The sequence below is a fragment of the Phytoactinopolyspora mesophila genome, assembly GCF_010122465.1.
Taxonomy (GTDB): domain Bacteria; phylum Actinomycetota; class Actinomycetes; order Jiangellales; family Jiangellaceae; genus Phytoactinopolyspora; species Phytoactinopolyspora mesophila.
Genome location: NZ_WLZY01000010.1, coordinates 132,366 through 144,389 on the forward strand (window position 1 = coordinate 132,366; position 12,024 = coordinate 144,389).

A 12,024-nucleotide genomic window follows, 5' to 3' on the forward strand; every position below is an offset into this window, starting at 1 on the left:
TGGGCTCAATTGCCGCCGCTAAGACCGTTGAATCGCCTCTTGAGCCGCCAGGCATGGTCAGGGCGAGATAGCCTGTCGCTCCGCTCGTCGCCAACCGCGGAGGTACCGTTGGCCACAAACGCACGCTCCTCCCGGTGGCCTAGGCTCAGTCCGGCGCGAGACACGGCCTTCTACTCTGCGCACCATGCCTCCGACGCCGATCGTGAAGCCGCGCTCTTACATCGTGCGCTGGATGTCGGTCTAGAGTTCAAGGCCCGACCCGAGATCTTCGGCCGCCGCATGGCCCCGCAGCGGATCCGAGACCTGCTGATCCGTGACCTACCTGAGAAGGCGAGCACCCTCGACGCCGTCCTGGAGTCCTTCGTTGACGAAGTTCTGCCGCTGTGCAAGAACGAAGCCAGCCCTCGGTTTCTCGGGTTCGGGGACACGGGTGACGATGCCGCCGCCCTTGCCGGCGGAATCTTGGCGCTCCTTACACAACAGAATCTGATCAACCAAAGTTTCGATTCACCGAGTGCGACCTTCGTCGAAATGCAGGTTCTCCGCTGGTTGCGTGATCTGCTTGGTTTCACCAATCCTGCGGCGTCCGATGTAACGACCGTTTGGGATGTGGGTGGCGTAGTCACCCACGGTGGAACGGCAAGCAATACGATCGCTATGATGCTGGCGCGCGAGCACGCGGCTCCAGACACCACGCAGCACGGCGTCACCGATCCGGGCCGCTTTGGAGTGATTGTTCCCCGCGGAATCGGACACTACAGCGTGAAGAGCGCGCTGACCTGGATCGGCGTCGGCGCTCAGATCATCGAGGTCGACACGGCAGGTTTCCGCTACGACATGTCCAGCCTGCGACGGGCCCTGCGTGACCACGCTGGGCAGATCATGGCGGTGGTTGCCTATGCCGGTGACAGTCGCACCCAGACGGTGGAACACTTGCGGGCCGTTCACGACGTTGTGCACGCTGCCGACCAAGGCATCTGGCTCCACGTGGATGCTTGTTGGGGACTCGTGTGTGCATTCAACGAGCGCTTCCGATCCATGATCGACGGTATCGACTTGTTCGATAGTGTGACCGTGGACCCGCACAAGGTGATGGCGGTGCCTTATAGCCTAAGCGCGCTGCTGGTGCGGCGCCCGGCGGCCCTGCGGACGATCTCCAGCTATTCCGATCTCATAATGCAAGAGGATTACGCCTTTGGTCAGGTCACACCCTTCATCGGCACCAAGGGCTGGATGTCATTGAAGCTTTGGATGATGATACGCGCGCACGGCCAGACCGGGTTGGCCGAAATCGCCGAGAACCGAATCGAGCGAGCACGCCGGTTCGCCACGCTGGTTGACGACCATCCTAGTCTGGTGCGCGTGCACGAGCCGGACTTGGTCGCGGTGGCGTTCATGTATCTACCTGAGGGCACCAAACTGCGACGAGGCAATCTGAGCACGACGGTCGTCGCGCGAATCAACGCGGTCAATCAACGGATTCACTCGCGAATGCTCGCTGAAGGGCAGTGGCATCTGCACCAGTTCAGCCTCCCGGACGATCTGGGTCGCCTCCGCCCTGGCGCGACTCTGTACCCGCTGCGATTCATGGCGAACAACCCGCGCACCACAGAGCAGGATATGACACAGGTGCTGACCTACGTTTCCAGGCTCGGCCGCGACCTCGAAAGTGAAGCCCGATGACCGAGCTGGAACACTTCCGGGCAGTGTACGAGGTAGCCGGTGTATACGACCAGCGGCTACTGCCGCACTTCTTCAACGGCATTGAAGACGTGGACCTGGTCACCGACGTGCTGAATCAATACTACGGTGAGGCCGCAGCCGGCCTTGCCGTCGTAGAGTTCGGCTGCGGCACCGGCCGCATGACTTCTCGGCTCGCTCCGTACTCACGACGACTGATCGCAGCCGACTACAGCCCGATCATGATCGAGGCTCGTTCAGCGACGATTTCCGGATGCCGAGACCCTCTGCCTGGAGACCCGCGACGCGGTCATTCACCTACTGGACGAGGGTAATTTCGGTTCGTTCGACCTCGTCGCCGCGTTCTGGTCGCTGAGCTATCCGCTTGGCGAGTATTTCGAAACGATGACCGCTGAAGGTGTACGACCTGTTGACGACATCACCCGCGGTCGTGAGCAGGCTTTCAACTTCGTGCACCAATTGTTAAGTTTGACAGCCCCCGGCGGTCATTTTCTGGCGCTGTTCTTCGATGCCGAGACCTCTGAGCAGCGACTGGTTACCCGCTTGTGGGAGCGCATTGCACCATTCCCAGAAGGTGGGCGTAACCACACCCTAAATCTCCTGCTCAGTGGACTTCGACAGGCCGAGGAGCACGGTCATGGAACGTTGACCCACAGCCGCTACGGCGGGGTGGCTTGGGCTGCCGATCGCGAGGCGGCCATGGCGTGGTTCAACGTCGTACACCTCAAGAGTTTTCCCGACTTGATCAATGCACCCGCCGTCCAGCGTGAGATCGGCAGGTTCGTGGATCGCTACGTACAACCGTCTGGCGACGTCGCCTTGCCCAGCGGTGTCCACGTGATCGATTTCCACACCAAACCCCATCCCGCCTGCCACCTACCTGGGCGCGTCCCATGATGTCGCCACTGGCTCCGCTCCACGCGGCGAGCCGTCTGCGACAGCGGTTCGCCGGACCAGACGGATATGGCATCGCCTACGGCTCTTTTCCTGCGGAAACTGCCACCGCGACCTCGGACCTGGACCTCGTGTTCGTTACGCCCGAGCCGCTCGCCGACCGCCATCTGGCGGAGCTCGTACACGCCGCCTGCCAGCTTCACCAAAATCATGGCTTGGGCCTCGACCGAGAGGTCGACTATGCGGTCAAGTTGCACGCCACCTGCAACGACGTAGCCGCCGCTGTCTCGCTATGCTCCTTCCTCGCCGACGACGACATGATCGAGGTGCAACCAGTCGTGGTGGAGCCATGGTTCCTCAACTCCAAACAATTTCGTCTTCGGCTTCTGCTCAATGCGCTGACCAGCCCCCATTCCTTCCTCGGCGGTAACGTTGCGCTATACGAAAAGCATCGACAAGCAGCCGAGCGTGCTGTAGCAATGCTCGCATTATCGCTCCATCATGGACAGGTGATCACACTTTCGAGTGCGGTAGCGGCGATCACCCTGGGCCCCGATGGCGCAAGTAAGAAGGACTACCTCGGCTACGCTGCCAACACTTACCTGATCTCCGTCCTGCACCGCGGACTGGCTCAGTTGGCCGCCGAGGGTATCGTCCGTGATGTCGACGGAAGTTGTTTCACACTTGACCAAGCGGTGCTTCACGCCGTCATCACAGCGCTCAGGCGCATCCCATAGCCGGCGACGGCCCAATGGGCGGACCTGGGATGATAGCCCGACGATCAAGGAGGACTGTATCTGTGAGTAACCACGAGGTGCTGCCGCTATCGGGCCACGTTGCTTCCGCCGTGTCCGAGGCCATCGACCGCTCACGCCCCGACCTGGCAGGTGCGGACCCCGTGGTACGCCGATCCGAACACGCTGACTTCCAGTCCAATGCGGCGTTCGCGCTCGCGAAGCGGGTGGGCATGAGACCGTTTGACCTCGCCACCGAGTTGGCCACTGCGCTCGACGGCGAGCAGTTCGGCTGCGTCGAGCTGTCCGGTCCAGGTTTCCTCAACATCATGGTGCCCGAGCACGCCATCTGGGAGCAGATGTCCGCACGGTTGGCCAGCGATCGGCTCGGCATTGCCGTGTCCCAAGCGGAACGACGGACAGTCATCGACTATTCGGCGCCGAACATCGCCAAAGAGATGCATGTCGGCCACCTTCGCACGACGATCATTGGTGACAGTCTCGCCCGCATCCTCGAGTTCCTCGGCGCGGAGATCGTCCGGCAGAATCACCTCGGCGACTGGGGAACCCAGTTCGGCATGCTAATCCAATACCTGGACGAGCACCCCGACGCGACCTGGCGCCACGACGAACTTACTGGCAAAACCTCGGCCGCATCAGCCCTGGACGACTTGTACAAGGCCGCGCGCAAGGAGTTCGACGCCGACCCGGCCTTCGCCGACCGCTCCCGCGCACGTGTGGTCGCGCTCCAATCCGGCGAGCCCACCACCACCGCCCGGTGGCAGGAGATCGTCGACGAGTCCGAGAATTCCTTCCGCGACATCTACAACCGGCTCGACGTGTTGCTCACACCGGAGGACTCCGTCGGCGAGTCATTCTACAACTCGATGCTCACCAGCACGATCAACGAACTCGTCGACGCAGGTATCGCCGTGGAGAGTGACGACGCCTTGGTGATCTTCTCTGAAGAGGTCACCGGCCCCGACGGCAGCGCCGTACCGCTCATGGTGCGCAAGCGCGACGGCGGCTACGGCTACGACACAACCGATCTAGCAACTATCCGCTATCGCATCCACGATCTCAAGGCTAAACGGCTGCTGTACGTCACCGACTCCCGCCAGGCACTGCACTTTCAGTTGATCTTCGAAGCAGCCCGCCGCGCCGGCTGGCTCACCGACGCCGTAGACGCCGAACATGTTGCCTACGGCACCGTGCTAGGCCCGGACGGTCGCCCCTTCAAGACACGTGCGGGTGGCACTGTGCGACTGATGGATCTCCTGGACAACGCGGTCGAACGTGCTCGCACCATTGTTGCGGAGCGCGACCCCGGCATGGCCCCAGCAGATCTCGACCGAATCGCCGAAGCTGCGGGAATCGGTGCCGTCAAGTACGCCGACCTGTCCACCTCCAGGGTCAAGGACTACGCCTTCGATGTGGACCACATGGTGTCGTTCACCGGCAACACTGGCGTCTACCTCCAGTATGCGCACACGCGGATCCGGTCCATCCTCCGCAAAGCCAGCGACGCCGAAATGCCCATCGATCCCAGCATTCCGCTGGCACCGGCCGAACGCGCCCTCGCCCTGGAACTCGATGCCTTTGGCACCACGCTCACCGACGTAGCCGACACCCTCGAGCCGCACCGGCTCTGCGGATACCTCTACGACCTCGCCCGTGACTTCACCACGTTCTATGAAGCCTGCCACGTCCTCAGCGCCGCCGAACCTCTCCGCAGCAACCGGCTCGCACTGTGCCAACTCACAGCCCGCACGCTCGAACATGGCCTTAGCCTCCTTGGCATCAAGGCACCAGAACGGATGTGACCGAAGCATTCAATCGGCATCAGTGGGTCACCGCCGAACCTCAGGGTCCACCCTCGAATCGAGACCGCCATGGCACGGTCCGGATAACGGGCAGCTCCCAACCTCAGCGGTCCAGGCGAAATGAGGCCTACGCGCTGCTGCTGCCACTGGGCGGCTGAGGTGCCTTCCACCTGAGGAACTTTGAACTGTCGCAAGTGGAAGTCTCCCCTGCTCGACAAGCGCTTCCGTGCTTCTACACGCGCCCGACGCCGATCAGTCGTGAACGATTCGCGCTGACGGCGTCCGACGATTTCCGCTGCGGTGACCGATTAAACATCTTGCCGCGGTCACCTGGCATCGCAGCATCGTATCCGAGCTACTCGCCGTACAGAGTGGCGACCTACACGCATTGGATCCTGATGCGGCTGACGGCACTCCCGCACTTGAGATCTAGTGGCGGTGTACCTTGAGCTGCTGTAGACCGATGCGGCAGTCGGAGTGGCTGACGGAAGCTGGAAGACCACTGGCGCCACCCGGACCCGGCAACTGGTGTCTGAACGCCCACTCATTGTTCGATCAGTTGGCGTTCACCGATACGGACCTGTTCAGTGGCCGTCAGTTCCAAGCTGATCGTGCCGGAAGCGCCAGTGTTCGATTCCCACGGCGCCACCCAATACGTCGTGGCCGTGACGGTGAAGCCCTGCTCAGGCTGATCCCTACTCGTCCGCTGATATCGGTAACCACAGTCGCTGGACTCACGGACACCCTTGGCCTCATTGAACGCCTCACCGGGGGTCGAACAGGTAACCGAGGCGCCATCACCCATATCCCACACCACTTCCTCCACCGCAGCGGTCACCGTGACGGACACGCTTCCGGCCGACGCCGAGGCCGTATTGGGGCCCCACGTCTGCGGTGACGGGTCAGCGGCCCACATCCACACCGGCGCACCCACCAGCCCCATCGAGTCAGGATTCCGGGACAACGTCGCCGGAGCCATACCAACACCGATGGCGCCCAACTGCATTGACGTCAAGGCTTGGTAAGCGAGAACCTCGGGGTCGACGGCAATCTCATCGGGCGATGATTCCGACCAAAACAGATAGGTCTCGCCGTAGAAGGTAAGCCCCATATCGGCACAGTAGTAGATAGCGCCTTGCGGATAGTTCCCTTCCCACACCGCATTATCCGGTTCTGGCTGAGGTGTCGCCAATCCTACATAACATTGGCGGCCATTCGACCACGTACCTGTGCCGTATCCAGTTTCAGCGGTACAGGGTACCTCCTCCCGACTTTCACCCCGGATGACGTAGCAGCTGCGCTCAACTCCGTTGTCGTTATCACCGTCGTCCCCCTCGCCGCCTCCATCGTCGTCGTCATCCGTCACCTCGCAATCAATGAAAGTTCCGCTATCGCGATCCCAGCAGATTGCGAGGCCTGCATGGGCTTGCCAAGATAAGGGGCCAACGGCCAAGAAACTCATCAAAACTAAGGGCGCAATAACCTGGACGAGCCAGCGGCAGCGGTTCAGGGGCATGGCTCAGGCTCCGGCGGATCATCATCGGTGAACACCGGTTCGTCGACGACGACTCGCCAGTGGTAATCCTCACTGCCCGACGTATCGTGCAAAAGGTACTGGAAATACACCTCATCACCATTGTGAGTAACGAGACAGCCACGAACCACGATTCGTCGAGGCGCAACCCCTTCCTCAGGCTGATCAGGATCAAGGTCGTGATCAATAACCTCAAAGCCGTGGACTGTTGATTCGCCCGTACGTATACGGCCAGCCGCCCGCGCATCCTGCACACTCTCGTGAACGCTGATCCATGCCTGCCCCATGGCAACCTCGTCCAACTCTTCGAGCTCTAGTTCTGGATCGGAAAAGAGCCGGTCCATCACCGTATGAAAATCGAGAATCGCCAGCTCAGCCGCCCCAGATGCGAGATCCTCTTCGCTTTCAAGCTCCGCCTCCGGCGTTGTTTCATCCGGCGTCGCCGTCTCCTGAGTCGGCGCCGTGAGGGGCGGCCCCACAGGTTCGTCCGGGTCGGCAAACGTCGGGGTGGCAGTTGGCGGCGTTTGAGTGGAGATCGGAGTCGTGCTATCTGGCTCGCTGTTGTTCGTGCATCCGGTGAGCACACACACCGTTATCCCGGTAAGGACAATGGCTCTATAACCCGTCCCGCTCATACTCGCCTTCCGCTCCTTGGTGTCACAGATCTTCGGCGATTCTTACCGTGGCCTCGCCGTGGCTGGTAATAGTGGTTATTCCGATGATGGACAGGAAGACGGTCTTCTCGGTGGTGATTGTCGTGACGGTGATCAAGTCGCCACTGATCGACACGTCGCCCTGGACACCTGCTTCGGCCAGGTAACTTCGCGCAGCGGCAATTGCGGCTCCGGCATCTAGCCCGAAACCACCGCCCAGATCCGTACCGTCGATGTGTTGGCCCGCTGCACGCGCCGCTTCAGCGGCAGCATTATCCGCCCGCTGCATGTTTCGGACCTTCACGCCGCCGTCGAACACGAGCCCGATGATCGCGATCAACGCCACCGCCAGGATGCTCGCGACCAGGCCGATTGCTCCACGCTCGCAATCACTCCGTCGCGGCGCACTCACTGTGTCCGACACGTCTTAGACCCTTCGCGTTCTGCAAATCTCGACATGAAGCGTGCCCCTAGGTCGGATCGCGCTGTGGGCGACTTACGACGTCGTTGATGTTCTTCGGCGCGAGCGAGACTTCCGAACCGGCGCACGCTGTCCTCTCCCTACTGCTCGATGAGCTGCCGTTCACCGATACGCACCGACGCCGAAGACGTCAACGGATCCACATCCAACGTCCCGGACTCCCCCGTCGAAGCCTCCCAACTCGCAGCCCAGATCGTCGTAGCTGTCACCGTGTAGGCCTGATCGCTCTGATCGCCACTGGTGCGCGTGTACAGATACCCACAGTCCGGCGAATCTCGCACACCCATGGCTTCGTTGTAAGGCTGACCTGGCGTGCTGCACGTCTTCGATCCACCGTCGCCCATGTCCCACACGGCATGCTCAACCTCGGCCACCACGGTGACGGTCACACCCTGCTCACTGCCGGATTCCTCCAGCGGCCCCCACGTTTGCGGCGAAGGGTCGACCGCCCACATCCAAACCGGCGCACCGACGAGGCCCATCGAGTCCGAACGCTGCTCCAACGTGGCCGGCGCCATCCCGATCTCGATCGGCTGAAGGTCCATGTCATCGAGGATCTCTTGCGCGAGTGCGGCCGGATCCACCGGCGGAGGCCCCTCGGGGCCTTCCGGAAGCCAAACGGGGGTTCGGGACGCCCACGCTGGTGGATATCCAGATCCGGCCAGCCGAAGGAGTTGATAAATCCACCCTTCCGGGTAGTTTTCCCAGACGCCTGGGTGGAGACAGGTGTCGCAGCCGTGTGTGCCGTGCGGCGCATACATCTCGGCCTCAGACTCACTCATTCGGCGGAGGTATCCGTCGTACTCGGAGACGAAGACGGCGTCTCCATATCGGCATGGGATGTTGAGCGCTGTGGGGTCGTTCTGCGCGCAAAGAGTCCTCTCCGGAACGTCCGGAACGTCCGGAACGTCCGGAGGGTCCGGAAGGTCCGGGCCGTCTGGGTCGTCGTCTACGCATATTCCAAACTGCCAGGTTTGCCCAGGTCTGCAGTCGTCTTGGGGCGGCGTGCTGGCCAGGGTGGCGAACGTGACGCTTAGGATCAACGTGGCGGCAATACCGGTGCCCAGGGCGAGCCGCGCCAACGGCCGGTACTTGCGCCAGCCTGGATGGTCGTTCTCGTTCGGTGTTATCTCACTCGCCATTGGACGCCTCTTTCAGGTGCCTAACGAGAGCAGGGGGATATGGCGCGCCACTGCCGTCGTCGAAGTGAATCAACACGTCGTCGTCCCACACCTCGGCTATGGGTCCGTGGTGATTGGGCTTTGGGTCGATGCCCGTCGCCTGGCGCATGAGGGCCCGTAACTGCGCGAGCCCCTCGTCCAGCACGTATACCCTGACCCCTGATTTGAAATCGGCCATTAGCTGTCACCTCGCCGCCGTCCGGTGGATATAAGACATGGGGAGGGCAGCCCGGTGGCGCGCCGCGTGACATCGAAGGTGCTTGTCGTGGTCATCCCCAGCGGGCGTACTCGCCTGGGGGGATAGCGGTAGGCGGTGCGCCACACTAGCAATCCTCGTCTGACTCGACCTCGGCTTCGTCCAGCAGCCAGGCACTCTGCCCGTCTAGTTCGATGTAATGCCAGGTCATGTGCCACCTGTGCGTTGTCACCGGGGGCTGGTGGATGTCGACTGGCTCGCCGTTGACGTCGACGTATTCCAGTCCGCCGCGGTCGACGCATGCGGTGGAGGTGGCTGTGTCGAGATTGCCGATGGTTTCGAACTCGTTGACCTCGTGGTGCATGACGGTGGTTTCGCCGATCTGGTTGGCTTGGTTGCGCGCCCAGGCGTGGACGAGGCCTTCAAGCTCCAGTCCGGCCACCCCGATAGGGGTCAGAGGCCAGTCGGCGATGACCTCGAGGGGCCAGGCTTCATCGTCTGTGCCCGCTAGCTCGGTGACGTTCGCGTAGTAGTGGTCCATCTTCGCTATGAGGTCTTCGAAGGCGGCTTGGATGTCTTCTTCGGCGAGCTCTTCTTCGGTTGGTTCTGTCGGTTGGGGCGGCGCCGTCAATTCCGGGGCGGTGTCCTCAGTGGGCTCGGCGACCGCCGGTGTGTCGTCGTCAGCGTCGTCGCCTCCACAAGCAGCCACCACGAGCAACATGGCTGCTGTGACCGAGGGGATGAGGTACCGCTTCTGTCGCATCGAGTATCCAATCCTCAAAATTGGCCAACACCAGTCGTCATCGTCATCCACACACGTCCGCTACACCGGTTCCCGTCACCGTCGTGACACCGATGATTGACAGCAGCGTCGTACCTTCGGTGATGGTCGTGGCAACGATGATCACCACCGCCCTCACTCCCGCCCGAACCGATCACTCCACGCTCGCAATCGCTCCGTCGCGGCGCACTCACTGTGTCTGACACGTCTTAGACCCTTCGCGTTCTGGGAATCTCGGCATGAAATGGGCCCCTGGGCCGGATCGCACTGTAGGCGCCTTGCGGCATCGTTGATGTTCTTCGGCGCGAGCCAGACCTCCAAAACCGGCGCACGCTGCCCCTCTCCCTACTGCTCAATGAGCTGCCGCTCACCGATACGCACCGACGCCGAAGACGTCAACGGATCCACATCCAACGTCCCGGACTCCCCCGTCGAAGCCTCCCAACTCGCAGCCCACATCGTCGAAGCCGTCACCGTGTAGGCCTGATCGCTCTGATCGCCACTGGTGCGCGTGTACAGATACCCACAGTCCGGCGAATCTCGCACACCCATCGCCTCGTTGTAAGGCTGACCCGGCGTACCGCACGTCTTCGATCCACCGTCGCCCATGTCCCACTCGACGTGCTCAACCTCAGCCACCACGGTGACAGTCACACCCTGCTCACTGCCGGATTCCTCCAGCGGCCCCCACGTTTGCGGCGAAGGATCCACCGCCCACATCCACACCGGCGCGCCCACCAGACCCATCGATCCTGGGTTCTGGGACAACGTGGCCGGCGCCATCCCGATCTCGATCGGCTGCAGATCCATGTCATCGAGAATCTCCCGCGCGATCTCGGCAGGGTCGCGTCGAGGGGCCTCGCCGATCGGGGTCTCCGCCAACCACATGTGTCCCCGTTCGCCCCAGATCGCGATGGCCGGCGGTATCACTCCGGAGAGTTTGCGCCATTCATAGATCCAGCCGTCGGGGTAATTGTCTGCCCAGTAATGATGGTTATCCCCACCTGGCTCAAACGAGCCGATGCGAGCTTCCGACACCGGGCGCAGGTATCGATCCAGCTCCCTGACGAACAAAAACCCAGCCGACGTGCACGGCGCATTGGGAACAGTGGGGTCGTTCTGATTGCAGCCAGTCTCGGTCTCTGGGTCGTCATCGGGCAAACAGAAGGTACCCGTCCAAGAAGTTCCTGGGGGGCAGTCATGATCTGGCGGGCGGGTCGACGCCTGCGCTGAGGTTGTGGCGATGAGGAGGCCGGCAACTAGCGTTGCAACGCCGCGGCCGATCATTCGCATGGTTCGTCCACTGTCAACGCAATGTCGACAACAACCCAGCCACCATCATCTCCAAACGACGGATGGAACTGCCACGTCATTCGCCAGGTCTGGAACTGGGCCGGGTCGCTGGGGGCGTCGTAGGGATCCCCGTTGTAGTCCACAAGCTCCAGGTTGCGTTGATCAAGGCACGCGGTGGAGGTGGCCGTGCTTACCGTTTCGTCGTCGGAGAGGTCGACCTGTTCAGCGTCGGAGAGCTCCACGTCTTTGACGGTGTGGAAGGCGACGTCGGAGTCCCCGACTTGTTCGATCCCAACAGTCCCCCACACGCTGATCCAGTTCTCAAATTCAAGCCCTGCATCCCCGTAGACGGGCCACGATTCGACGACTTCGATGGCCCACCCCGACTCGTCGGTGGCGTAATCGGAGGTGTTGATCTTTGTGTCCTCCCACGCCACGACCAGTCGTTCGAAGGCGGCCTGGATGTCTTCTTCGGCGAGTTCTTCTTCGGTTGGTTCTGTCGGTTGGGGCGGCGCCGTCAGTTCCGGTGTGGTGTCCTCGGTGGGCTCGGCGACCGGCGGTGTGTCGTCGTCAGCGTCGTCGCCTCCACAAGCAGCCACCACGAGCATCATGGCCGCTGTGACCGCAGGGATGAGGTAACGCTTCTGTCGCATCGAGTATCCAATCCTCAAAGTTGGCCAACAGTCGTCATCCACACGTCCGCTTCACCGGATCGCGTCACCGTCGTGATGCCGATTATTGATAGCAGCGTCG

The 12,024-nt window shown here is 61.9% G+C and carries 13 protein-coding genes; 5 read left to right on the top strand and 8 right to left on the bottom strand.

The features are described 5' to 3' along the window. Positions 1-279: 279 nt before the first annotated feature. The 5 genes from F7O44_RS24305 (at position 280) to argS (ending at position 5,152) form a co-directional block, all read left to right on the top strand. The gene (locus tag F7O44_RS24305; RefSeq protein ID WP_162452897.1) at positions 280-1,683 is read left to right on the top strand and encodes a pyridoxal phosphate-dependent decarboxylase family protein; all 1,404 of its coding nucleotides are present in this window, start codon (positions 280-282) and stop codon (positions 1,681-1,683) included. Further along, entirely contained in the window at positions 1,680-2,015 is a 336-nt protein-coding gene (locus F7O44_RS29770; RefSeq protein ID WP_222851649.1) for a methyltransferase domain-containing protein, read from the top strand. The genes F7O44_RS24305 and F7O44_RS29770 overlap by 4 nt, the downstream gene beginning before the upstream one ends. Positions 2,016-2,085: 70 nt before the next feature. After that, on the top strand, positions 2,086-2,598 hold the full coding sequence (locus F7O44_RS29775; protein WP_222851650.1) for a hypothetical protein: 513 nt from the start codon (positions 2,086-2,088) through the stop codon (positions 2,596-2,598). A 128-nt stretch (positions 2,599-2,726) separates the two neighbouring features. Further along, positions 2,727-3,332, top strand: a complete 606-nt coding sequence (locus F7O44_RS24315) for a hypothetical protein (RefSeq protein WP_162452898.1) — start codon at positions 2,727-2,729, stop codon at positions 3,330-3,332. A gap of 62 nt (positions 3,333-3,394) precedes the next feature. Beyond that, on the top strand, positions 3,395-5,152 hold the full coding sequence (argS, locus tag F7O44_RS24320) for an arginine--tRNA ligase (RefSeq protein ID WP_162452899.1): 1,758 nt from the start codon (positions 3,395-3,397) through the stop codon (positions 5,150-5,152). Positions 5,153-5,696: 544 nt separating this feature from the next. Here the strand turns inward: argS and F7O44_RS24325 are convergent. The 8 genes from F7O44_RS24325 to F7O44_RS24360 all read right to left on the bottom strand — a co-directional run bounded on the left by F7O44_RS24325 (position 5,697) and on the right by F7O44_RS24360 (position 11,924). Next, complete coding sequence (locus F7O44_RS24325) at positions 5,697-6,668, bottom strand: hypothetical protein (RefSeq protein ID WP_162452900.1); 972 nt, start codon at positions 6,666-6,668, stop codon at positions 5,697-5,699. Next, positions 6,659-7,321 carry a hypothetical protein gene (locus F7O44_RS24330; protein ID WP_162452901.1) on the bottom strand — a complete coding sequence of 221 codons (663 nt, stop codon included), beginning with the start codon at positions 7,319-7,321 and terminating at the stop codon, positions 6,659-6,661. Before F7O44_RS24330 ends, F7O44_RS24325 begins: the two co-directional genes overlap by 10 nt. A gap of 22 nt (positions 7,322-7,343) precedes the next feature. Next, complete coding sequence (locus F7O44_RS24335; RefSeq protein WP_343073916.1) at positions 7,344-7,763, bottom strand: pilus assembly protein TadG-related protein; 420 nt, start codon at positions 7,761-7,763, stop codon at positions 7,344-7,346. Between the two features lie 137 nt (positions 7,764-7,900). Continuing rightward, positions 7,901-8,962, bottom strand: a complete 1,062-nt coding sequence (locus tag F7O44_RS24340; protein ID WP_162452902.1) for a hypothetical protein — start codon at positions 8,960-8,962, stop codon at positions 7,901-7,903. Then, the gene (locus F7O44_RS24345; RefSeq protein WP_162452903.1) at positions 8,952-9,179 is read right to left on the bottom strand and encodes a hypothetical protein; all 228 of its coding nucleotides are present in this window, start codon (positions 9,177-9,179) and stop codon (positions 8,952-8,954) included. The genes F7O44_RS24340 and F7O44_RS24345 overlap by 11 nt, the downstream gene beginning before the upstream one ends. A 145-nt stretch (positions 9,180-9,324) precedes the next feature. Continuing rightward, entirely contained in the window at positions 9,325-9,960 is a 636-nt protein-coding gene (locus tag F7O44_RS24350) for a hypothetical protein (RefSeq protein WP_162452904.1), read from the bottom strand. A gap of 363 nt (positions 9,961-10,323) precedes the next feature. Then, entirely contained in the window at positions 10,324-11,016 is a 693-nt protein-coding gene (locus tag F7O44_RS24355) for a hypothetical protein (RefSeq protein ID WP_162452905.1), read from the bottom strand. 245 nt (positions 11,017-11,261) lie between these two features. Continuing rightward, on the bottom strand, positions 11,262-11,924 hold the full coding sequence (locus tag F7O44_RS24360) for a hypothetical protein (RefSeq protein ID WP_162452906.1): 663 nt from the start codon (positions 11,922-11,924) through the stop codon (positions 11,262-11,264). Between the last annotated feature and the right edge of the window lie 100 nt (positions 11,925-12,024).